General features: G+C 53.5%; 25 protein-coding genes and 3 pseudogenes. 14 read left to right on the top strand and 14 right to left on the bottom strand.

Features of this window, described 5'->3' with window-relative positions; all coding sequences use genetic code 11:
- Positions 1 to 34: 34 nt before the first annotated feature.
- The 6 genes from JMJ16_RS00400 (at position 35) to JMJ16_RS00375 (ending at position 5,369) form a co-directional block, all read left to right on the top strand.
- Positions 35 to 1,240 carry a serine hydrolase gene (locus tag JMJ16_RS00400; protein WP_201377497.1) on the top strand — a complete coding sequence of 402 codons (1,206 nt, stop codon included), beginning with the start codon at positions 35 to 37 and terminating at the stop codon, positions 1,238 to 1,240.
- Positions 1,241 to 1,356: 116 nt separating this feature from the next.
- Positions 1,357 to 2,025, top strand: coding sequence for a DUF998 domain-containing protein (locus JMJ16_RS00395; protein WP_201374797.1), 669 nt, complete (start codon positions 1,357 to 1,359; stop codon positions 2,023 to 2,025).
- Between the two features lie 126 nt (positions 2,026 to 2,151).
- A complete protein-coding gene (locus JMJ16_RS00390; protein ID WP_201377494.1) occupies positions 2,152 to 3,096 on the top strand; it encodes a TIGR03621 family F420-dependent LLM class oxidoreductase in 945 nt (314 codons plus the stop codon).
- A gap of 126 nt (positions 3,097 to 3,222) precedes the next feature.
- Entirely contained in the window at positions 3,223 to 3,858 is a 636-nt protein-coding gene (locus JMJ16_RS00385) for a hypothetical protein (RefSeq protein WP_201374799.1), read from the top strand.
- A gap of 284 nt (positions 3,859 to 4,142) precedes the next feature.
- Positions 4,143 to 4,745 (top strand): DUF2269 family protein, encoded by a 603-nt coding sequence (locus JMJ16_RS00380; RefSeq protein ID WP_201377491.1) that lies wholly within the window; start codon positions 4,143 to 4,145, stop codon positions 4,743 to 4,745.
- Positions 4,746 to 5,009: 264 nt separating this feature from the next.
- Positions 5,010 to 5,369, top strand: a complete 360-nt coding sequence (locus tag JMJ16_RS00375) for a cupin domain-containing protein (protein WP_201377488.1) — start codon at positions 5,010 to 5,012, stop codon at positions 5,367 to 5,369.
- Positions 5,370 to 5,857: 488 nt separating this feature from the next.
- On the opposite strand, the gene JMJ16_RS00370 is transcribed toward JMJ16_RS00375, so the two are convergent.
- Together JMJ16_RS00370 and JMJ16_RS00365 are read right to left on the bottom strand one after the other, a co-directional pair.
- A complete protein-coding gene (locus JMJ16_RS00370; protein WP_201377485.1) occupies positions 5,858 to 6,604 on the bottom strand; it encodes a hypothetical protein in 747 nt (248 codons plus the stop codon).
- Between the two features lie 52 nt (positions 6,605 to 6,656).
- Entirely contained in the window at positions 6,657 to 7,640 is a 984-nt protein-coding gene (locus JMJ16_RS00365; protein ID WP_201377483.1) for an LLM class flavin-dependent oxidoreductase, read from the bottom strand.
- 210 nt (positions 7,641 to 7,850) lie between these two features.
- Between JMJ16_RS00365 and JMJ16_RS00360 the strand changes: the two genes are divergently transcribed.
- A complete protein-coding gene (locus JMJ16_RS00360; RefSeq protein ID WP_201377481.1) occupies positions 7,851 to 8,462 on the top strand; it encodes a TetR/AcrR family transcriptional regulator in 612 nt (203 codons plus the stop codon).
- Between the two features lie 612 nt (positions 8,463 to 9,074).
- Here the strand turns inward: JMJ16_RS00360 and JMJ16_RS00355 are convergent.
- The 9 genes and pseudogenes from JMJ16_RS00355 to JMJ16_RS00315 all read right to left on the bottom strand — a co-directional run.
- Positions 9,075 to 10,046: a GAF domain-containing protein gene (locus JMJ16_RS00355; RefSeq protein WP_201377479.1), complete on the bottom strand. Its 972-nt coding sequence runs from the start codon at positions 10,044 to 10,046 to the stop codon at positions 9,075 to 9,077.
- 143 nt (positions 10,047 to 10,189) lie between these two features.
- Positions 10,190 to 11,488, bottom strand: coding sequence for an RNA-guided endonuclease TnpB family protein (locus tag JMJ16_RS00350; protein ID WP_201377477.1), 1,299 nt, complete (start codon positions 11,486 to 11,488; stop codon positions 10,190 to 10,192).
- Positions 11,475 to 12,059 (bottom strand): IS607 family transposase, encoded by a 585-nt coding sequence (locus tag JMJ16_RS00345; protein WP_201377475.1) that lies wholly within the window; start codon positions 12,057 to 12,059, stop codon positions 11,475 to 11,477. Before JMJ16_RS00345 ends, JMJ16_RS00350 begins: the two co-directional genes overlap by 14 nt.
- Positions 12,060 to 12,122: 63 nt before the next feature.
- On the bottom strand, positions 12,123 to 12,605 hold the full coding sequence (locus JMJ16_RS00340) for an RNA-guided endonuclease TnpB family protein (protein ID WP_201377473.1): 483 nt from the start codon (positions 12,603 to 12,605) through the stop codon (positions 12,123 to 12,125).
- Positions 12,583 to 12,825 carry a hypothetical protein gene (locus JMJ16_RS00335; RefSeq protein ID WP_201377471.1) on the bottom strand — a complete coding sequence of 81 codons (243 nt, stop codon included), beginning with the start codon at positions 12,823 to 12,825 and terminating at the stop codon, positions 12,583 to 12,585. Before JMJ16_RS00335 ends, JMJ16_RS00340 begins: the two co-directional genes overlap by 23 nt.
- Before the next feature lie 106 nt (positions 12,826 to 12,931).
- Positions 12,932 to 13,600: pseudogene (locus JMJ16_RS00330) on the bottom strand (RNA-guided endonuclease InsQ/TnpB family protein); the annotation flags it as partial.
- A gap of 16 nt (positions 13,601 to 13,616) precedes the next feature.
- A complete protein-coding gene (locus JMJ16_RS00325; protein ID WP_201377468.1) occupies positions 13,617 to 15,191 on the bottom strand; it encodes an IS1182 family transposase in 1,575 nt (524 codons plus the stop codon).
- A gap of 184 nt (positions 15,192 to 15,375) precedes the next feature.
- Complete coding sequence (locus tag JMJ16_RS00320; RefSeq protein ID WP_201377465.1) at positions 15,376 to 16,203, bottom strand: nucleotidyltransferase domain-containing protein; 828 nt, start codon at positions 16,201 to 16,203, stop codon at positions 15,376 to 15,378.
- 202 nt (positions 16,204 to 16,405) lie between these two features.
- Positions 16,406 to 16,879 (bottom strand): annotated as a pseudogene (locus JMJ16_RS00315) (RNA-guided endonuclease TnpB family protein); the annotation flags it as partial.
- A 56-nt stretch (positions 16,880 to 16,935) separates the two neighbouring features.
- On the opposite strand from JMJ16_RS00315, the gene JMJ16_RS00310 reads away from it, so the two are divergent.
- A complete protein-coding gene (locus tag JMJ16_RS00310; protein ID WP_307813073.1) occupies positions 16,936 to 17,148 on the top strand; it encodes a CopG family transcriptional regulator in 213 nt (70 codons plus the stop codon).
- Here the strand turns inward: JMJ16_RS00310 and JMJ16_RS00305 are convergent.
- The gene (locus tag JMJ16_RS00305) at positions 17,094 to 17,651 is read right to left on the bottom strand and encodes a hypothetical protein (protein ID WP_201377460.1); all 558 of its coding nucleotides are present in this window, start codon (positions 17,649 to 17,651) and stop codon (positions 17,094 to 17,096) included. The genes JMJ16_RS00310 and JMJ16_RS00305 overlap by 55 nt on opposite strands.
- 522 nt (positions 17,652 to 18,173) lie before the next feature.
- On the opposite strand from JMJ16_RS00305, the gene JMJ16_RS00300 reads away from it, so the two are divergent.
- Positions 18,174 to 19,046 (top strand): class I SAM-dependent methyltransferase, encoded by an 873-nt coding sequence (locus JMJ16_RS00300; RefSeq protein WP_201377457.1) that lies wholly within the window; start codon positions 18,174 to 18,176, stop codon positions 19,044 to 19,046.
- Positions 19,047 to 19,122: 76 nt separating this feature from the next.
- Positions 19,123 to 20,187, top strand: coding sequence for an alpha/beta hydrolase (locus tag JMJ16_RS00295; RefSeq protein ID WP_201377454.1), 1,065 nt, complete (start codon positions 19,123 to 19,125; stop codon positions 20,185 to 20,187).
- A 214-nt stretch (positions 20,188 to 20,401) separates the two neighbouring features.
- On the opposite strand, the gene JMJ16_RS00290 is transcribed toward JMJ16_RS00295, so the two are convergent.
- The gene (locus JMJ16_RS00290; RefSeq protein WP_201377451.1) at positions 20,402 to 20,713 is read right to left on the bottom strand and encodes a hypothetical protein; all 312 of its coding nucleotides are present in this window, start codon (positions 20,711 to 20,713) and stop codon (positions 20,402 to 20,404) included.
- A 100-nt stretch (positions 20,714 to 20,813) separates the two neighbouring features.
- Here JMJ16_RS00290 and JMJ16_RS00285 point away from each other — a divergent pair, with 100 nt between their 5' ends.
- Positions 20,814 to 21,011 carry a hypothetical protein gene (locus tag JMJ16_RS00285; protein WP_201377448.1) on the top strand — a complete coding sequence of 66 codons (198 nt, stop codon included), beginning with the start codon at positions 20,814 to 20,816 and terminating at the stop codon, positions 21,009 to 21,011.
- 78 nt (positions 21,012 to 21,089) lie between these two features.
- On the opposite strand, the gene JMJ16_RS00280 is transcribed toward JMJ16_RS00285, so the two are convergent.
- Entirely contained in the window at positions 21,090 to 22,265 is a 1,176-nt protein-coding gene (locus JMJ16_RS00280; protein ID WP_236601083.1) for a transposase, read from the bottom strand.
- Positions 22,266 to 22,724: 459 nt separating this feature from the next.
- Here JMJ16_RS00280 and JMJ16_RS00275 point away from each other — a divergent pair, with 459 nt between their 5' ends.
- The 3 genes and pseudogenes from JMJ16_RS00275 to JMJ16_RS53450 all read left to right on the top strand — a co-directional run.
- Positions 22,725 to 23,003, top strand: coding sequence for a helix-turn-helix domain-containing protein (locus JMJ16_RS00275; RefSeq protein ID WP_201377445.1), 279 nt, complete (start codon positions 22,725 to 22,727; stop codon positions 23,001 to 23,003).
- A gap of 82 nt (positions 23,004 to 23,085) precedes the next feature.
- A complete protein-coding gene (locus JMJ16_RS00270) occupies positions 23,086 to 23,832 on the top strand; it encodes a transposase (protein WP_201377442.1) in 747 nt (248 codons plus the stop codon).
- A 91-nt stretch (positions 23,833 to 23,923) separates the two neighbouring features.
- Positions 23,924 to 23,989, top strand: a pseudogene (locus JMJ16_RS53450) (hypothetical protein); the annotation flags it as partial.
- Positions 23,990 to 24,024 lie beyond the last annotated feature (35 nt).

Here is a 24,024-nt window from a genome sequence, read left to right as displayed (position 1 = left end):
TGATGCCGAAACATCGGTAAGGAGGAAAGAGATAATGAAAACCGAAAGTTTGTCCAGTGAGCGGCTGTTACACCTGGGCAGGATCATGGAGGGCTATGTGGAGCGCGGCGAGGTGCCTGGCATTGTCATGGGCGTTTGCCGACGTGGCGAGATCCATATCGATGTCATGGGCAACACGTCGCTCGGTGGTTCTGAGCCGATGCGGCGCGACACGATCTTCCGCATTAGTTCAATGAGCAAGCCCATCACAGCGGCAGCGACGATGACTCTGGTAGAAGAAGGCAAAGTGCACCTGGACGATGCGGTGGAGAAGTGGCTGCCGGAACTGGCTAACCGCAAGGTGCTGGGGCGCATCGACGCGCCGCTTGACGAGACGGTGCCCGCGCAGCGTCCAATCACGGTGCGCGACCTGCTCACCTTTACGCTGGGCTTTGGACTCCTGTTGGCGCCAACAGGGGAATATCCAATCCTGAAGGCCGCCAACGAGTCGCAGATCGGGATGAGGCCAGCCGCCAGCTCCCAGGCAATGCCCGATCCCGATGAGTGGCTTCGCCGTCTGGGCACGCTCCCACTTATGTACCAACCTGGGGAGCGGTGGCTCTACGGGATAGGGTCCAACGTGTTGGGGGTGCTGATCGCGCGCGTCTCCGGTCAGCCCCTGGAGACATTCCTGCGCGAACGGCTCTTCGAGCCACTTGGTATGAAAGACACCGGCTTCAGTGTTCCGGCTGACAAACGAGATCGACTGGCAAACAGCTACATCCCCAACCCGGCCAGCGGGGCTCTCGAACTCTTTGATAGCGTCGAGGAGAGCCAGTGGGGCCATCCACCCGCTTTCCCGTCCGGGGCCAGCGGGCTGGTCTCGACGCTTGACGACTACCTGGCCTTCGCTCAGATGATGCTCTCAGAAGGCAGGCATGGCAGCGAACGCATCCTGTCGCGGCTCTCGATTGAGGCTATGATTACTGACCAGTTGACGCCTGCCCAGAAAGCGGTGTCGAGCCCTCCGCTTCCTGGCTTCTTCGAGACGCATGGCTGGGGCTTCGGGGTCTCTGTGGAGACCCGGCGAGACGATCTTGCCTCGGTTCCAGGCCGCTATGGCTGGGATGGTAGTCTGGGCACCTCCTGGTTTTGTGACCCCAAAGAGGTTTTGATAGGCATTATACTCACCCAGCGCGCCATGGCCCTCGACATCTCCCGCGATTTCAGCACTCTGGCTTACCAGGCCATCGCTGATTGAATGGGAGGAAGCGGTCAGCACACCCTGGCCTTCTTCGGTATCTTCAAATGGGAAAAGCGTAGGTACGAGACTTTCTAGAGAATGGTTCTATGTTCTTACTGCAAAGGAAAAAACACATGAAAACTTTAGCGCAAAGTACTGGAGAACAGTCAACGGCGACGGGACTGCTCCTGGTTTGCGGTGCCCTTGGTTCGCTGTGCAACATGCTTGTCCTTCTCATCCTTGGAGCCACACGTTCTGGCTACAATGCCTGGCAAATCCCCGACAGCTCGCTCGAACTAGGGCCTGGTGGGTGGATCCAAATCACCAACTACATCGTCAGCGGAGTGCTCCTGCTCGCTTTTGCCATCGGGCTCAGGCGCGTCCTGCGCACCGGACGTGGTTCTACCTGGGGACCCATCCTGCTCGGCCTCTTTGGCCTCAGCTTCATCGGTATTGGGATCTTCGTGACCGATCCGGTGCTGGGGTACCCATCCGGAGCGTCGAGCATTACAACCATTCCCGGAACCATTCATAATCTCTTTGGTCAGCTGCAGTTCATCTCGCTGGCTGCGGCTTGCTTCGTGCTGGCACGGCGCGAGGCCGCCGATCCAGCCTCGCGCGGCTGGGCCTGGTATTCGGTTGCCACAGGTCTGCTGGTCGTCGCCTCTGATGTCGTCTTCGTCCTCACCTTCAAATTGTTGGACGGGGGTCCAGTAGGACTCATTGCACGAATTGGCATCATTGTGAGCGGGTGTTGGATCGCACAGCTTTCGATCCGCCTGATGCGCAAAAGGCCTCGATAGCTTGAGCCGTGGAACAGCCCAAGGAGCAGGCATACGTAGCCTGGCAGGTGATAGATCATGTTTCATTCGCTTTTCTGGCACATCGAGTACCGAAAACTTTAACTATAGAAGGAAGAGAAAGATCGTATGAGTACGACCCATCCCTTTCGTTTTGGGGTCACATTGCTTGGGGCCGCCACCAGGCAGGAATGGATCGCCAAAGTTCACAACGTCGAGGATCTTGGTTACGCAGTTCTGCAGGCGCCAGATCACCTGGGAAACCAGTTCTCTCCCACGCTAGCGCTCATGGCAGCAGCAGAGGCCAGCACAACGCTGCGTCTCGGAACGCTGGTCCTCGACATCAATTACCGGCACCTTGCTTTGCTTGCCAAAGAGGTTGCCACGCTTGATCTGCTCTCCGAAGGACGCTTCGAGCTTGGACTGGGTGCAGGATGGATCGCCAGAGAGTCCCAGATGGCAGGCATTCCCTTCGATCCCGCAAGTCAACGTGTGGGTAGGCTAGAGGAAGCCGTTCAAGTGTTCAAAGGTCTCTTCTCCGATGGGCCGATGACCTTTGCTGGTCGCTCCTACTCGCTGAACGGATTTGAGGTCTTTCCCAAACCTTTCCAACATCCCCATCCCCCTCTGCTGCTCTCTGGTGGAGGGAAACGGATGTTGTCGATTGCTGGCCGCTACGCCGACATCATTACCCTCAATCCTCCTGTGGCACCAGACGGCAATAGCCTTGACATGACCGAGGCGACGGCGGAGGCAACGACACAGCAAATCGCCTGGATTCGCGAGGCGGCAGGAGACCGCTTCGCCCAGATTGAGCTTGGCAACTTTGTGATTGGAGGGGTCAGGACAGATACAGAACAGCGACTCGATCCAAGGATCTCTGCGCTCTTTCGGTCTCGGACCACCAGAGAGCAGCAGTCCCCCCAGGGCATTTATACCCTGGTTGGCTCGGTGGATCAGATTTGTGAACAGGTGCTGGCGAATCGTGAGCGCTTTGGCATTTCTTACATCAGTGTCTTCGAACCGGACCTGGAAACCTTTGCTCCCGTTGTCGCACGGCTCTCGGGCAAGTAAACGCAGGCGACGAGTGAAACAGAAATGATCAAGAGTGCATTTCACTCGCGCCGTGACCCGCGAGCGGAGAACAGACAACGTGAGCAAGAGAAAAACGATGTCAAACAAGGAGAGAGGAAATACACCATGTCATCAACAACACTGTATCGCTTGAGCGGGATCAGCTTACTCATAGGAGGCTTGTTCGCTGCTCTTGCTGCCGTTCCCGTCTTCTTCACGGGTGAAGATCCTACCAGTCCTATCGCCGCCACAGCGGCTCTGCTTCGCATCATTGGCGACATGTTGATCGTCGTAGGGTTGCCTGGGATGTATAGCAGACAAGCCCAACGAGTAGGTCTCTTAGGGCTGATCGGTTTCCTGTCCACACTTGTCTACGTTCTCATCACGGGAGTAGTTAATGATACCATCGCAGCCGTCATTCTGCCGTTCCTCGCATCGGCGGCCCCTTCCCTCCTGAAAGGGTCGCCCCCACAAGGATTACTGATCCTTTTTCTTGTCGGAAGTCTGCTGGGAGTAGTTGGTAGCGTGTCGCTCGGCGTAGCGATGCTGCGCACCACCGTCTTAACGCGCTGGGTAGGTCTACCGCTCATCCTTGGGGTAGTGCTCAACTTAGGCGGGAGCTTCCTTCTCCCGGCAGTTGGCACGACTGGCACTGTGCTATTCCTCCTCGGGTTGGCCTGGCTCGGTTTTGGGGTGTGGTCGTCTCGACAGCCCACGAGCCAGCCTGAGCTTCCACCAATGCCATTCGGGCCTGAGATGTGAAACACAGGCACGGCTCTCCGGCAAGGAAAGCTCTCTCAGCGAAAAAGGCGTTGATCTAGAATTCATTGAGAAAGAGGGCCTGTCCCATCTGTTCCAGTTTGCGCCTATCCCCGAAGCAAAACCCGTGATTGATCGTTACGTCGAGCGTCTCAAACATGCTACCGTGTCCCCCTCTTAAGCACACATTGAGGTATGAGTAGGATCTCTGCCAAAGTGACTTATAGTGGCAACGTGAACAGAAACTGCTGGCGCAACTGCCTGAAATGCTGTTAAGGAGAAAGATCATGAGCATCTATACCATCGTCCTGTTTGTGCATATCATCGGAGCCATTGGCTACTTTCTGAGCATTGGTAGCTGGCTGTTCATTCTGGTAGGCCTGCGGCGAGCACAGCGCGTCGAAGAAGTGCGTGCCCTCATGTATGTGAATGACCTGTCAGTCCCGTTCGGCGACGGCAGCGGACTCGTGCTGCTCATCGCAGGACTCTACCTGGCCCTGTCGGTCTGGAGCTTGCTGACGAGCTGGATTCTCGTCGCGCTGATCAGCTTGATCCTGATCCTCCCAACCAATGCTGTGCTCATCGGGCCACGGAGAAGAGCCCTCATCAAGCAACTGGAGCATTCAGCCCCAGAGGGGAAGATTTCTCTCGCGCTCTCTCAGCACATCTACAACCCCATCCTCTGGACGACATCGCAAACCACGGCGGTTCTGCTGCTTGGGATTGTCTTCCTGATGACGACCAAACCAGACCTGGGAGGCTCTCTCATTGTGATGGCTGTCGCTCTGGTGTTCGGGCTACTCTCAAGCTTGCTCATCTCTCGGAGAAGACATACTTCACCACAGGAGGCGGCGGACCAACGGGTACCGAACAACGTGTCGGCTAGCTAGCAGTCTGTCGGAGAAAAGGAGTCCTGCCACGTTTCTTCGAGCCTGTAAAAAAGAGGCACTACCTCTATAGGTGGTCTTTTTTGCCAATGGTCATTAACCATTCTGCTGCTATAAAATGGAAACACGCTGGAGACAAGGAAAGAGAGAGACCATAATCTTGGAACAGGCCCATGGTACGAACACGCCAGCCGTCGCTTCAGGCTCTCCTCATCTGGCTGGGGAAGAATGAAACGAGATATACATAAGAAAAAAAGGAGATGGTTCATGGAGAAAGTTCGCCTCACTGAGAAATTCGCATTGTTCGAGCAGCATTGGACTCCGAAAATTGTTGGGGAGTTGAATGACTCATATGTCCTTCTTGCGAAGCTGAAAGGCGAGTTGTTCTGGCATATGCACGAAAGGGAAGATGAGCTCTTTCTGGTGATCAAGGGCAAATTGCTCTTGAAATTGCGTGATCGTGATGTCAGGTTGGAAGAAGGAGAGTTTTTTATCGTTCCGAAAGGAGTTGAGCACCTGCCAATAGCAGAAGAAGAAGCCCAAGTGTTACTGCTGGAACCAAAATCTACAAAGCATACCGGCAATGTAGTGAATGAGCGGACGGTGATGGACTACGAACGTCTTTGAGCGTATTTTACAAACGCTTCATCAAGATATGCTGGTAAGTATAAGTAGAAGATTCAAAAAGGGGGACTACGACCAGGCGCTTGATCTGGCAGTGGGGCTGGGCGACTGTCTGCCACCTGAACATCTGGCGCGCTTCGTGTGTCCGGGACATGTTTTGAAAAGAAAACAGGCCATGTATACAGTCTGATATGAGCAATTAGGAACTGCTCATCAGGCTACATTTTGGTGAGATGGAGGTTCCTCAGAGCGAGCAACGAGGTCTTTTCCTCCTCATGAAAGTTTCTGCTAGATAATACATGAGTTGTATCAGAACACCAGACCCCTGCATTCCCGCTTGGTGTCTGGTGTTCTGATGCAAGCATGCGAAGGCCACCCAAGCTCGGCAATGAGGTGACGGTAGCACTCAAAGGTAGACGTGGGCGTATCATCACCACGGAATAAGCCGAACTGAAAATGCTTATCGGATTGCGAACAGAAATCCGCTTCCCCTATGCAAGATGATAGAAAATGGGCATGGCCCCAACATGGTTCACATTGAGATTCGCCTGCATATAAGTCCTGAAGCTCTTCTTAGTAACCTGCTGCCACAGAAAGCTCAACAGTCCATTCCAGCGCGCGTGGTTGATGATGGTATAGTCGGACTGCTCTCCCTCCAGTGGGAGGAGGAGGGTGGAATTGTCCATTCCTGTCTCCACGGCATACCAGCCAGCCAGATAGTCCCAGAGGGCCAAAGTCACTTGTGAGTCTTCACCTACAAAGTAGTTGAAGAGAAAAATCCCTTTGCGCCTCTTCTCGACATCCCCAACGCGCTTCACGTTGCGTGCGACGATGCTGTGCAGATCACTGGCTTTGCTGCTAAGAGCATCAACCAGCATGGCATATTCTTCCATCTTCTGCACTTGGCGCGCGGTTTCAGGTGACCGTGTCTCAACAAGCACGACGATGTCATAGCGAGGAAGATGAATCGAGTCGCGGTGTTGCTTAACATAACCACTGGATGGTGCCATCACGATGGCGTGAAAGACGGTCGCCTTCTCGACCGCTTCAAGCTGTTCAAGCTGCTGCGCGAGGTACTTGAGCCTTGCAATCAGTTGGCCCTTCTCGCGTCTGATGGGCATGAATGGTGCCTGGCGAGGCTGTACAACTGCGGCGAGATGAATGTACCCAAGCGTTGTCGGCTCAATCAGCTTGACCGGGGGATATTTGGGATTCTCGTTGACAATGTGCAGTTCCATGATTCCCTCCTCTTGGAAAACTCAGATAGTTTGCGCGGACTTGGCGTTGAAATCACGCTTCACCTTGGTCTAGCAGATCGAGAACCGTCTTGAACCACTCCAGACTAGCGAGCGTGTTGGGCATAAGCCAGAGCTGGGCATGAGAGAGGCCCGCGCGAGCATAGCTACGGAGTATCTCGGCAACTTCCTCAGGTGACGTTGGCCCCGGTTGCTTCCCCTGTGCAGAAGAGTGAGACCATCCCTGTGTCATGGGGAGTTTGACCACCACGGAGGCACTGCGACCAAGCGTGGCGGGATCACGTCCAATAGCGGTACACGCGGCATCGCCTACTGCTTGCTGTGAACTGATCTGCTCAAGTCCTTGCAGTGGCCCCTCTGCATTCCAGAGGTCGGCATAGGTCGCAGCGAGGCGTAACATACGAGGCCCTTTGGCACCAATCAGGATCGGAGGGCCGCCGGGGCGTGGCCCGCGAGGCCGTAGTTCGCAGTTCCGCGCCTGATAGTACGTGCCTGCGAAATCAACTCGCCCTGTCCGCAGCAGCGGAACTATGATCTGCAACGCCTCCTCGAAACGGTCCACACGATGGTCGCTCTTGATATCGAATGCCTGGTGCTCAGGTCCATCCCATCCGGCACCGAGTCCGAGGATCAGGCGTCCCCCACTGATCTCATCGATGGTATCAACCATCTTGGCGAGCAGTGCCGGATTGCGGAAGGCCGTACAGGCGACGAGCGAACCCAATTCCACACGATGGGTCACGGCGGCCAGCGCAGCCAGCAATGACCAGCACTCCCAGATCCCTTGTGTGTGTTCCTGCCATTGGAGGAGCAAATGATCAGGCACCCAGAGGGAGTCAAAGCCAAGCACTTCCGCCTGTGAAGCTATGGCGAACAGATCTGCCCACCTTGCGGTCTTGCCAGCCAGAGCACCTTCGGTGATTGGCAGGTTGATCCCCACCTTGAGCGGGCGGGAGGTGCGCACCACCGTATCCATTTTCGTCCTGGTGTCCTCGGCAGATGATTGATCTTCAGTCATGATCTTCTCTTTTTTCCTTTTTCTGTCCAGTGTACGAAAGATGAGAGCTAACCCGTCTTCCAGAAGTGGCAACGTGCCAGCCACCATTGTCCATGCTGCTGGACTCCTTGACAGACGTTTCCTCATCCAATATATTGTATAGACAGATTGTCTAATAAATATTTGGGTATACAGACCATACAATAAAAATATGGAGGATGTCAAGTCTCTATGAGTCCACGTCCCTATCAACTCGGTCAGCGTCAAGCGGGAAGCTCACAGACTCGATCCCGCGTTCTCCAGGCGGCTCGCGAATTGCTGATGGAAAGCGCCAGCTTTTCCGGCTTCTCCATCGAAGCGGTTGCCCGTCGAGCCGACGTGGCCCGCATGACGGTCTATCATCAGTTTGGCTCCAAAATAGGTCTGCTCGAAGCACTCTGCGACTCTCTGGCAGTGACTGGCGAAATGGAGCAGCTCGCTTTGGCGTTCCGTCAACCTGATCCGCGTGAGGGGTTAGATGAATATATTCGCATCTTTGGTCATTTCTGGGAGGCTGATCGGCTCGTCACTCGTCGTCTGCGCGGTCTAGCGGCCCTTGATCCTGATTTCGAGCAGGTGATACGAGCACGGGACGAACGGCGACGGAAAGGTCTTCGGGTTCTCGTACAGCGCATCGTAGGGGAACACGACCATGCAGATCCAGACGCACTCAACGAGCTCGTTACTGTGCTCTATGCTCTCCTTAGCTTTGAGTCCTTCGAGGCTCTTGCTGGCCCTGCACGTCGTCTTGAAGACGTCGTTCCTCTGGTTTGCCGACTCGCTCACGCAGTGCTCAGCCTGTAGAAAAAAGCATGACGACAGAAAAGACGTGAGGAACTTTTCTCCTGGCAACGCTGTGATGAAGGCGGGCAAGTTTGAAACAAGAGATAACGCACCATCGCGAAGAAATCAGCTTCGATAGCGAACGCTTTCTTATCTGCTCGGTTTTTTGAGCTTCGTTGCGCATTCCGTGGGTGGAAACGACTCAACAGATGGCGGTATGTAGGATTCCCTGCCGCGCTCAATGGCATCGGCCTTGCGAGAAAGGTTTTCACAGATCGTACTGAGCATCTCTAGGAGTTGATTGCTCTGCTTGGGGTCAGCGCATCCCAGCCTTAGCGTACAGAATTCAGGTTTGGGTGCGCTGACCCCAAGCAGCATGGGTCCTTTAGGCTATTTTCCTATTCCAATTTTCTGTTCCAACTGTGGGCAAACCCCTATTCCGGTCCGTTAATACTCAAGGGCCCACTACTTATCGTCGAGTATGAGGAGTTCTCTCTATGTAGGAACACACTGCTACCAACATGCACAAAGCAGACAAGTGCTTTTGGGGTGCTATTTACAGAAAACGTGGCGAGAAAGCCCCGGTCATTCATGTGTGGGGTTTCTGACTGAGAGGTAACAGGTTGAGGGGCTCTATGTTTCCCAAGTAGATGGTAGCATTAGAAGCTGCTCTTCTATCTCCTGCCATACGCTCTCCTGGGCCTCTTGAAACGTTATGAAGCTTTTTGCTGCTGTTGCTGCCGCTATTTTTTGCGTGATGCGCTCTCCAACGTGGCGAAAATATGGCTTTTGTATCGTATAATGCGGCATGATATCCAGTTTGATATTGTTAAAATCAAAAAAATACTCTGGCTCAAAGAGCAACGACATCAGATTGGCGTAATGTTCAACCGCGGCTAAGTGATTCCTGGTAAAATACTGAGGCTGGGTGCTTGAAATAAGCAAGCACCCAGCTATCTTTTCCTTGTGCGTGAGAGGATGCGCTACCGCACTTTGTTCATGTTCTGTCCAGTGTGTAAACGTGTACGGATCTTCGCGACTTTGAACCGCGGTCAGGCGACCGTACATAACGGCCGTGCCAGCAAGAGACTCGGCCCCCAGGAAGATCGTTTCCTGTTCGAGGTTGCTATTCCAGGGAGGTGTTCCTTTCCCGTTAATTTGACGCAGGCTCCGAACCCTGGTTCCTTGAAGGGGCCGCACACAGCGCATAATGGTTACCGCCATCCCCAGGCGGTCTGGATCAAGGTGTTCGATGATTTGCTGTAAAATGAGTTCATACATTACAAACGAAAACAATGCTTTAGGGGTATTCGCGTAAGCACTCAGGACACGTGTATAAAATGCAGATGGCGGATCTGGTGGTCTGCTCGTTGTCTCCTGAGAGAAACTCGGGAAATCCGCGATGATCAATTGAGCAAATGCCTTATAGGAGTGGCGCGGGATCGCTCCGAGCAAGAGGCGTATATTTTCGTGACGAGGTTTTGATTCTTTATTCACCCAACGTAGAAGAGTGATAGGATTGACACCAACCTCTTGAGCGATGCGTTGTCTTTCTTGAGGATCCTTAATAATTTCTCCCAGGAGTTCTTGCCATGTACGATACACATTTATCTCCCATATTTCCTACCTGGCCAATTTAGCACGTTTCTACTCCCTACTGCGCTATGTTAGCATCTCATGTTAGAAATATCAACACCTTGAAGCAGGAGTCTCCTGCCTGAAGGCCCGACTTTTATGTTCCGTCGCGACTAGCGAATCCTGACAGGAGCCAGGATTTTCTCGCGAGCGGGTTTGTGAGGGAATGACTTCCTCACCGGATGGACTACCGGCAGATGGACCCTGCACTCCCCATCCTCTACTCCCTTGCGCTCGAAAGCTCCAGGAGCTACTTTGCGGATAATATTCCCTGCGCCATTGACATCAGCATGGATGACTCGCCCATCGGCTGCTCGATACAGTCCCCGCTCGATGCGCTTCCCGCTAAACTGGTAGGCCACCTGCTCGCCTTTGCGATACACGGGCAGGGGGTCGAGATCAAGCAAGCTGGCTTTGCTCGTGTACGACTCTTCGGTGAGGATCACGCGAATGCCGACCAGTTCCGCTTTATACTCGAGCATCTGAATGAAGCGCGCATGCGGGATCTGCACAAAGTGCTGATTGGTGCGCTTCCCTAAGCGGATCTCTTGTTTTTGCAACGGATTCTTGCCGATGATCAACGTCCCGATCCCCTCGGCGACCAAAAGATCAATCAGGAAGCGGCTGGCCGTATGCAGGTCGTGCTCGATCCGCCGATTGCGTCGAGTCGTCAACTGTTCCACGCGCCGACTTCGGCCAGGATGTCCGAGGGATTTCTGGAGCACGGCTCGTTGTTTGTTATAATACTGGTTACAGGACTTGATGCCGCGCCCGTTAACAATCACCGGGACAAAGCCTGGTTTGTTTGAAGTTAGCGTGGCCAGATTATCCATACCCGGATCGAGTCCGGCGAGCAGATCAGGATCAACCGCCATGACGGTGGGTTCGTGTTCAGAGATGACTTCGACCACGACATAGCCCACTTTGGGAACCACGCGCACCTGCGCGATGGCTTTGGGGTCTTGCCGGGTTTTCACCTGGATGCCCAGTTGCGAGGGCTGGATGATCCCCCGATCCAGGGTCCGTTTGCCTCGGCTCACCGCTTGCATGGTATAGACGAGCAGGTTCCGCCCCTTCGCCTTGGGCAAGTACTTTGGGAGGTGAGGACGCCCCACGAACTTTGCCGGGATCTCTCGATACACCAGAAGCGCCGCCCAGAAACTCGACCAGGCGGTGCAGACCTGCTTGAGCACCTGTTGCGCGACTTTAGCAGGCAACGCCCGGTATGCCTCGTGCTCTTGCATCCGCTTATCCAGCGCAGGATAGGAGAGGCTGGTGTTGGTCAAAAAGAAAGTTTGACGCAACGCATAGAGGGCGGCATTGTAGAGATTCTTGGAGGCAAAACAGGCTGCATCCACGCAGGCAAAGCGCGGATCGGTCTGCGCAATCACATGCTTTTCAACCAGGTGCATCTTGCGCCTCCAATTCCTGGACAATGCGCTCGGTCTTTCGTTTCGCTCGACGCTGCCCATAGAGTCTGGCACAGAAGCTATAAATGATGCTCGTCAGGTCGGTGAGCAGATCTTCGGTCTCATTTTCGGCCTGATTGACCACCTCGATTTCCCGCCCGCAAGCGGTGAGGAGCGTCTCAATATAGCGAAAGCCAAAGCGCGTCCCCCGGTCTTTGTGTTCAATGACAATCCGCCCGATGTTGGGATCAGCCAGGAGCGCCAGAAACTTGGGTCGATTGTCGTTGACCCCCGAACCAATTTCTTTGACCACCTTGCTCACCTGATAGCCACGAGCCGCACAGTACGCCACGAGCCGCTCCGCCTGACTGTCCAGGCTCGCCTTGTTCTCGGCTGAGGAGACGCGGGTGTACACCACCGTCGCAGCTTTCACCGGGCTGGCGGATCTTGCAGGTTCATCGATCAGGATCGTGTGCGCTCCCACGCGTCGACCCTGAATCTTGCCGTCTCGGAACCAGCGCCAGGCCGTCTCATAGCGGACCCCTTGTTGTTTCGCGTAATCACTGAGTTTCATAGGAAAAGTGTATCAGGATTCTCAGTGATTGTCAAGGATTCGCTATATCTTCAATGATCGGTTTCAATACCCCATGCATACATGCAGGGGCTTGTCACCCACGAGGGGTTGAGACGAGAGGCCGTCTGACAACGACCCACTCAGGACAGATGTACCATCCTGAGCAAGAGAAGCCATGTACTTCTCCCGAATATTGATTGCAGCATTGAGGTCGGCATTGAGTTGATAGCCACAGGAGCGGCAGTGAAAGACCGATTGAGAACGGCGGTTGTTTCGGGCTTGATACCCACACTGCGAACAGGTTTGCGAGGTATGACGAGGATCAATACGCTCAACCACAACTCCTTGCTCTTGCGCTTTGTAGGCAAGAAAGCTATACAACTGCGCAAAGGACCAGGAATGCAGTTTCCGCTGCCCTTCACCTTTGCGATGGCGAACCCCTTCTCGAAGGTTGGTCAAGTTCTCAAGAACGAGAGTAGCCCCAGGGATGACACTTTGCACGATGCGTTTGGAGAGGACATGATCACAGTCCCGGTGGAAAAGCATCTGCTTCCGCGACATCTTTTTGAGATGCCGTTTGGCAGACGCGCGATCCTTTGGACTGCAGTTTGCGGCGGAGGCGAAAACGGCGACGGTCAACTTCTTTCCAGTGGCGAGAGCCAAGGAACTGACGGTGCGAGGTCACGGCGGGACGATTCAAACCCAAATCCACACCAACAACCGTGTCATTGCGTTGTACGGTTGGCTCAGGGATCTCAACAACCACGTTTGACACTCCCCCGGATACATCCAGGGGGATTCTTCCTTCACCCAGGCGACGTGCTGACTCCCACCACTGAGAGCCAGTAGCGGCCTTCCTGTCCAGAAGCGTTTTATGCACTCAGAGGTGCATCAGTTTCCATATGCCCTATGGTACTGAGAGCCTTTTGCAAAATGTTCAGAGCCGCATTATGGTCCCTGTCAAGCACCACTCCGCAATCAGTACAAATGTGTGTACGCACGCTCAAACTTTTCTTCACAAGCGTGCCACACGCGGAACAGTTCTGACTGGTAGAGTGAGGGGATACGGCAATGACAGGGATCTTATGCAATGCGCCGTAGTAGTTGACCCACAAGAGAAAACGTCCCCATCCAGCATCGTGAATGCTCTTGGCAAGGTGGTGGTTCCTGACCATATTGCGGATCTGAAGGTCTTCAAAGGCGATCAGGTCGTGAGACGAGACGAGCGCGTTTGCCTGCTTTCTGGCAAAATCTTCACGCTGCCTTTGAACTTTTAAATGGGCTTTGGCGACGGCTTGACGAGCACGTCGGCGGTTCTTACTCTTTTTCTGCTTCTTGGAGAGACGACGCTGCAAGCGTTTGAGACGTTTTTCGGCCTTGCGATAGTGGCGGGGATTCTCAACAGTGACGCCCTCAGAATCGGTAGAGAATGCTTTTAAGCCAACATCAATCCCAGCCTGTTTTCCGGTGGGGATATGTTCAATGTTTCGTTCGGCTTGCACTGCAAACTGGACATAGTACCCATCGGCACGCCTTACTAGAGAGCCGGTCAAGAAATCAAGCAGAGTCCTGAAGCTTAGCTGAAAGCTGCTGGGAGCGAGCCAGGACATGCAAATTGTGGACAACAGCACAGCGGCGCAGATCGAAGAGGTTCTTGCGCACACCTCGATAGCGAGCGCGGCGTCCTTGCCACTGACCTACATGAGCCAGGGTATGCTCGACGGCCACTCGTTCGCGTAGTTGAGCACGCCCTTGCACTGTCTGTTGGCGCTCACGTAACTCGATGATCAAGGCTTCATCCGGATGGATGCTGACGCTGCGCCCTTTGGTGCTGGTCGTGCATTGCTCTTTCAATGGGCATTGAGCGCAGATCTCTTTGGGAAAGTGGACGACCCCACCGGGCAGAAAGGGCATCTCCTGCTCAGCCGGACACCGGATGATCTGCCGTTCCCAATCTAAGGTAAAAGTTTGCTTGGAAAAGCGTTTGCTCTCGCGTACCGGCCAGGCTTTGCAATACACCGCCAGATCATCGCTGCGTTCCCGCACGAAATGGCTGCTCAAATAGGCCCGGTCGATATGCAGTTCTTTTAAAGAAACTTCTTGCTGGCAGAGATCTTCACTGATGGCTCTCGTGACACTGGCTTCGGGAACATTGGCTGGCGTGATTCCCACCGCACGGATGAGGCTCGTGTCCAGATCATGCAAGACATGACGTTTGTACCCATCGACCAGCATGCTTCGACTTTTGCGTCCATGGCGCATCTGCTCATCTTCAACGCTAATACGTCGATCTTTTGCCACTCCTTTTATCAGACTCTCTTTTCCCTTCTCATCCACCTGCACATCTTGCGCCTTCACCTGTTGAGCAATTGAGAGAGACGGCTGAGCCAAGAGCACATCTTCCTGTTGCAGAGTCTGCACCCAGGTTTCTACGGCTCGTAACACATTCAAGACCAGACCCAGCGCCTCATCTTTCTGAATTTGTTGATCCCAATCACGATCTAACGCCGCTTTCAAACTGCTCCCACAGACCAACTCTGCTCCGGCCTCCTTCGCTACCTCGACCAGCCCCCGCCCCTGCTGGCCAGCCACCACGCGCATGACCTTTTTGAGCGCGTGTCCCACCAAATTACAGGTGTCTTCCACTCGTCCGGCTCCCCACAACGGACTACTATCTAAGGCGGCGCGTAAGGCCCGTGGACCAAATGCCTGGCTTTGGTTGGCGATCTCAATGGTTCGTTCGATCAGCCGTCGATCCATCTGCCCCTCAATGAGCCGCTGGCGAAAGGCCACCAATGTGCCTTTACTGAAAGGTGTTTGCTCGCAATTCAGACAATCGAGTACCAACTGCCACCGCCGGTCCATAAGCATCGCCTCAATGACCTCATCATCGGATACACCAGTGTATGCTTCCAGGATGAGTGCCAGGGCCAACATTGCTGGGGTCACTGGCGGCTGCCCTCGCTCTGCTTTCTGGTACAAACTCGCCAATTCCTGCTGGAACGCTTCATCAAACAGTTCATGACGGTGTTGACGCAAAAAGACAAATAATTTAGCTTTTCGAATCCGCTTCACAATCTGTTCTTCTTGCTCGCTCAACTCCACGGGAGGCTTCCATATTGGTGGTTGCATGCATTTCCTCCTGAACCTTTTCCGAGGCTTAGTTCTTTTTCTTGAGCTAATCATCTCTCGCTTGCTCTGTCAATCGCATTCTTTTCTTTCCCCCCTCATTTCCTCAAGCAGAGCCGTTTTCCAATACAGATGCGTCCGTCAGTGCCTCCCCACCAACGTTTGAGAGCCCATGGAATGATGAGATTTATGGCAGCGTGTTTTGCTCCTCTGATGGAGGCAATGCGAGTCGCAGCTCCACAATGGCACGAGGTGAGACTGGAACGTATCCCCCAAACTGGACTACCTGGGGCATCAAACTTTCCATTTCATCACAAAGGCGACGTAAAATGGCTACACGTTCCTCATGTGTGAAAGACATTCGTAGATTGGTGTGCTTTGTGTACGTCGTACGTTCACCCCGGAGTGCTGTTTTTACTTCGCGAATCGTCCCTTCCAGTTCGAGCAGGTAGGAGGAGAAAAGAAGAAGCCTGCCCGCAGCGAGAGCCCTCGCACTTCCGCAAGCGATGATCCAGAAGAAACCCACATGTGTCGAAGCTCGCTCGATACGCTGCTCAAGACTTTCAGGTTCTGGTGCCGATGGTTTAGGAAGACCAACTTTATCAAAGAGCAGAAGGGAAGCGTGTTCGCGGTAGGCTTTTGCCTGCGGGATCAGCATCCAATCGACACTTTGAGCGGACTCCTGATAAACCACATTGGTGAGGATACTGTCAATCTGGTTCGCGTGGTTCCTTCTCTCAAAAATGATTCCTGGTGTCCCAAACTGCTTGAACAGGGCGAGGCGTTCTTCCGTCGTTTTCGCTCCGATCTGCCAGGGGGTGGCACACAAAGACGCACTTGAGGCGTCAGAGACGACGACGTACAGATCCAGATCACTGAGCCACGTCTCTTCACCACGACCAAAGCTCCCAGCCAACCAGGCTGCCACAAAGCGCTCATCCTTTTGCAACGTGGAAGCGATCTGCTCCAGTAAGATGGTACGTGCTTGGACATACTTCATTTTTTCCATGGACATAAACGATCTCCTTGATCTCTTTTGCTCTTGTGGAGAAACAGCGCATTGTTATATCGACGGAAAAGAGGAAAAGGAGTAACAACACAACCTTGGAGGATCGGTATTTTCTTCTGGCTATATATACTGATGAGGAGGCGTTGGTGTGCTCATCCTTGCGGGAAAAACGTGCACTTCATTTACGGAGATTCTCATTTCCATTTCTCGACCGATGCTCTAGACGAACACGCTTGATGTGTTTCACAGGGAAGGTTGCAATATCACGTGTGCCAACCAAACGAAGACGGCCAATTCCACATCCATCGGTGAAGGTGATATGTTTCCCATCTGGTTCTCATTTCCACCCCGTGGTTTTATACTCCACGGAACGGTTGTTTTTCTGAAACCGCGGGTATCCTTTCTTCCCTGGTTTTTTGGCTTTGCAGTTGTCATAGAAACGCTGAATGGCAGACCACGCCCGATCAGCACTGGCTTGACGTGCCTGAGAATTGAGAGAAGAAGCAAAGGGGAATGCTTTGGCAAGGACCGCACAGTTGCATTGCAAGTCATTCTTGGTAGCGTGCTCATCCATCCACAAGCGTAGGCACTTGTTGCGAATAAATTGCACAACCCGAATCGCCTCATCAATGGCAGCATATTGCTGTTGGGTGCCATCCAGCTTGTATTCGTAGATCAGCATTGCGTTCCTTGCCCTTTCTTCATTTCTCTGCTATATTATACAGCAATATATGCTGTATGTCAAACAGGAGAAAAGGTATGAAACGAACGAATTTGTATCTGACAGAGAAACAGATGGAGCGCCTTCATCAACGATCTGAGCAGGAAGGTGTGGCGATAGCGGAATTAGTACGACGTGCTGTAGATAGCTTTCTGGCATGGGATGACCCAACGTATCAACCCAACCCTATCCACCCCCAAACAAGGAAGAGCCATTCATCCCCTGGATAAATCACAGGGGCTTTCTGGCTCGGTCTCTGTAACCACCACTTCCCATTGCGGGAGAGAAGGTCTGCGGTGGCAACCTTGCATCCTCGGTACCGCTCGCTGAAATGAGGAACGAGAAAGGGGACACTCATTTTGCCTTGTGTGGTCGAGACACGAACCGTTTGCATCGCCCAATTGAGAGAGTAGGTGTGAACGTTATAGCGAACCGCGCACTGCTCGGAATGAGGACAGCGAACAGGTTTGAAGGTGGGGGCAGGCCTGCCTTGCTTCTGTGCTTTGGCACCCTTCTTGGGATAGGCAGCTTCCTTCTTGGCTTTCCAGGTCAAGGCACTTCTCAACGTTTCTGTGGCTTTGACACGGGCCTGGATGAGCAAATCACTGACCAGACCAGAACACAAGGCTTTCGTCTCGTAGTACGTGGCGTGATGAAGTTTGACACCGTTCTTCTCGCCGTGTTGCCATCCATAGGCACACACATGATTGTAGGCAACGGTAAATTGCGCCAACGTCTCCTGCAAGACTTGTGCTTGTTCCGTATTCAGTTGAAGTTGAATCCGTACTGTCCTATCTATATGCAAAATATACCATATATGCATAATTTGTGCCAAATAGCAAAATGCGAGAAAAGAAGAAAGGAGTGCGCCATGCTCCTCCCCATGTCTAAAGTCAGGGGTCCCCGCATGGCGCAATTTTATGATGGAAGCACCATCAGATGCGGGACAGGAAGCTTGAGCTTTCACCTCCCTGTTTGCCAGCTCTTCTTTCCCAGATAGCTTCTTCAGCCATGTGGCGAATTCACTTTGTTAAATGTGTAGAAGAGACAGGTTTCAAAAACAGGGGGATCGATGGCGCGGTTTGATAAGAAAGTTAAGATAGCAAGCATACAGGTGCTTTTCGTGTATTAAGAAGCCATAAAAAAAGGTGGTAATACGGAAATATGCCTTGTTCTTTTAAAAGAACATGAATATACTAAATATATATGAGAAAAGTAGACGATAGATGTCTTTGGAGAGAAAGAGAGAGCAGCTATGGAACCGGATCTTCCTCCACCCCTAGAGGGAGCCGATACGTATGTCCTTGACGCGGAAAGTGCCATGGAAATGGCACGTTTAATCAGGCTCGACCAGATGACTACACAAGGTATGGGGGGGCATCTGGCAGGGTTGCAGCCGCTGCCAGAAGGCGCACAGGTGCTGGATATTGCCTGTGGCCCCGGTTGCTGGGCGCTTGACCTGGCATTTTTGCATCCAGATATGGAAGTGGTTGGTATTGATATCAGCCGCACCATGATTGCGTATGCCAATGCTAGAGCATACTCGCAAGGGAATAACAACGTCTCTTTTGAGGTGATGGATGTCACGAAACCGCTCGATTTCGCTGACCATTCCTTTGATCTGGTGAATGGACGCTTACTCAGTTCTTTTCTGCGTCGAGATGCCTGGTCACTCCTGCTCCAGGAGTGCCAACGCATCCTGCGACCAGGAGGCATTCTGCGCATCACCGAAACGGATCACGGCGGCATTACCTCCAGCCCTGCCTTTGATCAGCTTAATACCTTCCTGTTTCGTGCCATGCACACGATGGGCTATGGATTCGCCCCAAATGGGGTAACACTTGGCATCACCCCTATGCTTGAACGTATATTTCGCCAGGCTAACTATAGCCATCTGCAGCGGCAGGCTCATGCGGTCAATTTTTCGCGAGACGCAGAGGCGTGGACGGATTTCTACCGCAATACCGAAATTGTGTTCCTCCAAGCCCTACCAATGTTACAAAAAGTGGGTATGGCAAGCAAAGAAGAATTGGATGTTCTGTATCATACCATGCTCTCTGAGATGCAACAGGAGGCATTCTGTGGCATGTGGTACTTGCTGACAGTTTGGGGAACTACGCCAGTATAAGGCCTTCTTACTCTATGGCGTGCTCATACGACCCGTGCTTGTAGTCAAGGATGATGGATGAAGCAAAGGAGGCTTTATGAGACAGCATCGTCTTGCAGTGTGTCTCATCCTGGTTGCGCTTGCACTCTTTGGGGCGGTTTTCTCCCCATCCTCAGTGCATGCCGCGCCAAAGACGGCGACCTGTCAATCGCTCTCTGTGCCTGTGGCTCTAGGTCCTGGACTCCCTACGAACTACCGCATCTACGGTCAGCTTTGCAACCCGCCCGGTGGTCCAAGCCACACCGTCCAACTGCTGGTCCCCGGCGGAACCTACAGCCACGTCTATTGGGATTTTCCCTACCAGCCCAAGCTTTATTCCTATGTCCGTGCACTCAACGCGGCAGGGTATAGTACCTTTGCCATCGACCGCATCGGTATAGGGCAAAGCTCGCATCCCCCTGTTGGCCTGCTCACGGTGGTCATGGGAACCAATGCCTACATTGTCCATGAGATTGTGCAGGCCTTACGCAACGGGATCATTGGCAATCAGCCGTTTGCCCGAGTGCTGCTGGTTGCTCACTCGCTGGGCTCAGTCGCCGCCTGGATCGAGGCAGGCACCTATCAAGATGTAAATGGAGTCATCATCAGTGGACTATTGCATCATCTCAATACGGTCAGCCTGGCAGCGGTCGTGGCCACGCTCTATCCCGCCACTCTGGACCCGCGTTTTATAGGTAATCTGCTCAATGTGAACTACTTGGGTTATCTGACGACGGTGCCGGGGACGCGAGGGAATGATTTCTACTATGTGCCCGGTGCTGACCCTGGCGTCCTCGCAACCGATGAGGCGACGAAGGAGACGGCAACACCTGGAGAGTTTGCTAGCTTCTCACCACCCATTATTGATGGCGTCTCAGAACTGATAAAGGTCCCTGTGCTTGTGGTGGTTGGACAGCAAGATAGTCTGTTTTGCGGCCTCGCCGCCACAGATTGCAGTAGTGCGGCCTCAGTCCAGCAAGCTGAAGCTCCATTCTACACAGCACAGGCGCAGTTGCAGGTAGTGGTCATTCCTAATGCTGGGCATGATCTCAACCTACATAAAACGGCACCACTCTGGTTTGACGCAGCTCGAGCGTGGGCGTATCAGCACGTCACGCCTTAGGAGATCATGCTAAAGTGTGCATCGCATCAGCACTGAGAATGAGTTTGTGACCAGGGCTGGATGCAGCGGGGCAATTGCGGCACTGATCTCATGCTCATAGCTTTCCACGGCGCGTTGCGCCAGCACAAGAGCGAATCGGCACCTGTGCGTTTTGCCGTCGGTTTTGCTGTCAACGATGCGTTGCGCCAAAAAAAGAAAACGCGCTCATGAGTGTCTAGAAGCGACCTGAGAGCATCATCATCATAAAGGAGGTGCTGGTGGAGAGATCCGTGGGCGCCTCCCCGCCCCTTTTCGCTGTTGTCCGCCAAGGTCCTTCCTGAGCGGCTTGAGAGGGACCATTATTCATCAGGAACCGTCGTAATCTGCTGGCGTCCGGCGGCTTTGCTATCAATTTGCCGTCAAAATTGGCGAGGTGAAGGGTGCTCTCCCCCCGCGTTCCCGATGGGTCATCCAGGCGGTTGCCAGCGAGTACGACCGTGCTTGTGAGCCAACAAAAGAAACTATCGGGAGACAGTTTATCCGCCACCTATCCGCCATCGATCCGCCATCGATCCGCCACCCAATCTGTCTCTTGACTTGCCATTGCAATGCTCGTACCCTGTTTGTATAAGGAGGAGGAGATGGGCATGCAATCTGTTGATACCCATCATGATGATGAGCGGGTCTTCATAGACCTGATCCACAAGGCACCTGTGGAGAGGCGTTTCAGGCTCGTACAATCGCTGACCCAGAGGATGCCCTGGTTGCCTTCGAGCGGGCAATCGACCTTGAGCCAGGGTTTGTCTTTGCCCGCTATAACCAAGGTAATGCGCTCTACAAGCTGAGACGGATGGCAGAAGCGGGAATGGCTTACCTTGTGGCGTATCTGGTGACGACTCCCCACGGCTCAAGCCGGGGGCTTCTCAGGAAGCGCAAGCCTCCTGAAGGCTCCGTCTGAGCCAAAGAGCTTTGATGTTGAGAGCGGCGTTGTGGTCGCGGTCCAACTCAGTGCCACATTCGCACGAATGCCAGCGTTCTGAGAGCGTTTTTTTGACCACGACGCCACAACCTGAGCACACCTGGCTGGTGTATTTGGGGTCAACCTTCACCACCTCTACCGTACCAGCGTTCGCAGCTTTGTACTCGCAGAAGGCGATGAAGGTTGACCAGCCAGCATCAAGTATACTTTTATTCAAGCCAGATTTGGCACTGGCTCCATTCGAGAGATATTGCCCTGTCTGCTCATCTTGTTTCGGTTTTGCACGCTTTGAGAGGTTGGCAGGCGCGATCTCTTCAAAGACAATCGTTTCGTAGGTATTGACCAGGCGGCGCGACCACTGATGCAGGGAGTCATTGCGTTGATTGCGCACCTTCCTGTGCAGCTTGGCAATCCTCTGTACAGCCTTCTTGCGCCGTTGAGAACCACGTTTCTTTCTCGAGAGAGCTTGTCCAGCCTTGGCAAGACGTTTCTCAGCACGTCGGTAGTGTTTGGGATTCTCGATCACATCGCCAGTCGAGAGGGTTGCCAGCTTTGAGACGCCCAGATCAATCCCCACTGCTTCATCAGTGTAGGGTGTGCGTAGCACCTGACCCACTTCACATGAGAAGCAGGCATACCAGCAGCCGCCCTCTCGCTTGATCGTACACGTCTTGATCGTGCCGAGCACCTTGCAATGCAGCTTGATTTTGCTAGGCCCAATCTTGGAAAGCTCCAGACGCCCGTTCTTGATCGAGAAGCCAGCTTGTGGGTAGCAAAAGGAATCATAGTGGTTACGTCCCTGAAAACGTGGATATCCTGGCTTTCTGCCTGCTTTCACCCGCTTGAAAAAGTCTTTGAAGGTCTTCTCCACCCTCTTGAGGACATCCTGCAACACCTGAGAGTGGATGTCCTTGTACTCCTCTCGGAGCTCTTTGATCTCAGGCAGTTGCATAGCCTGTTGATTGTAGGTAGTTCCCTTGCCGGTATACTTGTACATCTCCCGGCGCTCTTGGAGCGCCGCATTATACAACTCGCAACATCTGGCAAGGGTCCATTCCAGCTTCTCAGTTTGCTTTTTTGTCGGATACAGGCGAAGCTTATATGTCTTCTTGAGCATCATAGTGTTTCACCTGCTCTTTCTTGAGAGCTTCACGCACTAACCGATCAAGCACTTCGACCATGCTTTTCTTTTGCAGAGCCGCAAGAAGTCTCAAGCTGTCGTGTGTTTTGACCCACATCTTGATCGTCGTTTGTTCTTCTCTCTGCCTCTTCATAGTTGTAATTATACAATGTTGTGAGCACAAATACAAGTGTAGCGTTCTCCCCTACCACCCTATCCACCCACAAAAGGAACGGCCCTCATATCCCTATGGCTAAAGCCAAGGGTTTTACGGGCCGGTTTGATAAAATTTCGGCAGTGAACGAGGCTAAACATGTTGGCGTTGTAGAATGGCTGAATGGACATGACAACCCTCGCCAACCGTGTGCAGTCTCCTTCTAAGTACAAGCGATCACAAATGCATTCCGAGATTGACGACAAAAAGAAAGTGAGGTAGATTCGGCTTGGGAGGAAGAACCCATGAGAGGCCCCAAACCAAGCCATCCGATTGAATTGACCACCGAGGAGCAGGAACATCTGCGTAGCCTTGTTCGCGCACATACTACCGGGCAAAGCTTGGCGATCCGAGCAAGGATTGTCCTGTTCGCCCATGAGCATCCGGAGTGGAGCAACCAGCAGATTGCCCAGGCAGTTGGTACCAGCGATCGACTCGTACGCAAATGGCGTCAGCGTTGGGCAACCACCAAAACGCTCGCCGACGCGCCCCGTTGGGGAGCGCCGAGGCGTTTTTCCCCCTGAGGTACGCGCGCAAGCGACCGCCGTGGCTTGTAGCTTGCCGCAGAGGCAAGGAGTTCCGCTGGCTCGATGGAGTCGGAGCGAATTGGCACGTCACGTGGCAGCGTCGCCTCAGTTGCCAACGGTCTCGGCCAGCACGATTGGCCGCTGGCTCAAATCCGAGCGCATCCGACCGTGGCGCTATCACACCTGGCAACACATCCAGAATCCAGAGACGTTTCTGCAACGTGCTCGCCCGGTGCTGCAATGGTACGAACGAGCACGGAGGTTGCTGCAAGAAGGAATCTGGCTGGTCTGCGTGGATGAGAAAACGTCCATTCAAGCTCGCGAAGCCGAGCAGGCTCCCCGACCAGCTAACGCCGGGCACGTGATGGACCTTTCGCCGCGGTATCATCGGCGTGGCATGCGGCATTTGCTGGCAGGACTCTCGGTGGCCGATGGATACGTCTCTGGACAGTGCTCGACGCGCAAACGCTTTGTGGACTTCCGCGCTTTCCTGGAGCAGGTCATTCTTCCCGAAGCACAGCGCAGAAACGTTCAACGCGTGATCTTGATCATGGACAATGGACCGACTCACGCACCCAAACAACTGGCTCAGTGGCTTGAAGAGCAGGCCAGTGCTTTGGATGGCCAGTTGAGCATCCAGGTCGCTTGGCTGCCTGTCAACGCCTCGTGGCTGGATCAGATTGAGATGTGGTGCGCGCATGTTGCAACGCAAACTCCTGCAACCCAACCATTTTCTGAGTACCAGCGCCTTGGAGCAGGCCATCTCGGATTTCATTGCCTACTACAACCAGGCTGCCAGATCCATCAAATGGTCTTACACCGTTGAAAAACTTGAACGAAAACTCGGAACGAACTCATGATCGCCTGTACTTAGTCGTGCCACCTGGTCCTCGCGAGAACTCAGTCGCCGCCTGCTGGTGCTGCTGGTGTCTCTGTTTGTTGCCGCAACTGAGCCAGTGATCCTGGGGATCGACGAAACTATCGAGCGCCGACGAGGTCGCAAGATTGCGGCACGCGG

This window comes from Ktedonobacter sp. SOSP1-52 (assembly GCF_016587395.1).
This window is presented reverse-complemented; position numbering and strand designations above follow the sequence as displayed.

What these genes read in the sequence shown, in the direction of transcription:
- JMJ16_RS00400 (WP_201377497.1), top strand. Translation starts at nt 35, where the DNA reads ATGAAAACCGAAAGTTTGTCCAGTGAGCGGCTGTTACACCTGGGCAGG.
- JMJ16_RS00395 (WP_201374797.1), top strand. Translation starts at nt 1,357, where the DNA reads ATGAAAACTTTAGCGCAAAGTACTGGAGAACAGTCAACGGCGACGGGA.
- JMJ16_RS00390 (WP_201377494.1), top strand. Translation starts at nt 2,152, where the DNA reads ATGAGTACGACCCATCCCTTTCGTTTTGGGGTCACATTGCTTGGGGCC.
- JMJ16_RS00385 (WP_201374799.1), top strand. Translation starts at nt 3,223, where the DNA reads ATGTCATCAACAACACTGTATCGCTTGAGCGGGATCAGCTTACTCATA.
- JMJ16_RS00380 (WP_201377491.1), top strand. Translation starts at nt 4,143, where the DNA reads ATGAGCATCTATACCATCGTCCTGTTTGTGCATATCATCGGAGCCATT.
- JMJ16_RS00375 (WP_201377488.1), top strand. Translation starts at nt 5,010, where the DNA reads ATGGAGAAAGTTCGCCTCACTGAGAAATTCGCATTGTTCGAGCAGCAT.
- JMJ16_RS00370 (WP_201377485.1), bottom strand. Translation starts at nt 6,604, where the DNA reads ATGGAACTGCACATTGTCAACGAGAATCCCAAATATCCCCCGGTCAAG.
- JMJ16_RS00365 (WP_201377483.1), bottom strand. Translation starts at nt 7,640, where the DNA reads ATGACTGAAGATCAATCATCTGCCGAGGACACCAGGACGAAAATGGAT.
- JMJ16_RS00360 (WP_201377481.1), top strand. Translation starts at nt 7,851, where the DNA reads ATGAGTCCACGTCCCTATCAACTCGGTCAGCGTCAAGCGGGAAGCTCA.
- JMJ16_RS00350 (WP_201377477.1), bottom strand. Translation starts at nt 11,488, where the DNA reads ATGCACCTGGTTGAAAAGCATGTGATTGCGCAGACCGATCCGCGCTTT.
- JMJ16_RS00345 (WP_201377475.1), bottom strand. Translation starts at nt 12,059, where the DNA reads ATGAAACTCAGTGATTACGCGAAACAACAAGGGGTCCGCTATGAGACG.
- JMJ16_RS00340 (WP_201377473.1), bottom strand. Translation starts at nt 12,605, where the DNA reads ATGCTTTTCCACCGGGACTGTGATCATGTCCTCTCCAAACGCATCGTG.
- JMJ16_RS00325 (WP_201377468.1), bottom strand. Translation starts at nt 15,191, where the DNA reads ATGCAACCACCAATATGGAAGCCTCCCGTGGAGTTGAGCGAGCAAGAA.
- JMJ16_RS00320 (WP_201377465.1), bottom strand. Translation starts at nt 16,203, where the DNA reads ATGTCCATGGAAAAAATGAAGTATGTCCAAGCACGTACCATCTTACTG.
- JMJ16_RS00310 (WP_307813073.1), top strand. Translation starts at nt 16,936, where the DNA reads ATGTCAAACAGGAGAAAAGGTATGAAACGAACGAATTTGTATCTGACA.
- JMJ16_RS00300 (WP_201377457.1), top strand. Translation starts at nt 18,174, where the DNA reads ATGGAACCGGATCTTCCTCCACCCCTAGAGGGAGCCGATACGTATGTC.
- JMJ16_RS00295 (WP_201377454.1), top strand. Translation starts at nt 19,123, where the DNA reads ATGAGACAGCATCGTCTTGCAGTGTGTCTCATCCTGGTTGCGCTTGCA.
- JMJ16_RS00285 (WP_201377448.1), top strand. Translation starts at nt 20,814, where the DNA reads ATGCAATCTGTTGATACCCATCATGATGATGAGCGGGTCTTCATAGAC.
- JMJ16_RS00280 (WP_236601083.1), bottom strand. Translation starts at nt 22,265, where the DNA reads ATGATGCTCAAGAAGACATATAAGCTTCGCCTGTATCCGACAAAAAAG.
- JMJ16_RS00275 (WP_201377445.1), top strand. Translation starts at nt 22,725, where the DNA reads ATGAGAGGCCCCAAACCAAGCCATCCGATTGAATTGACCACCGAGGAG.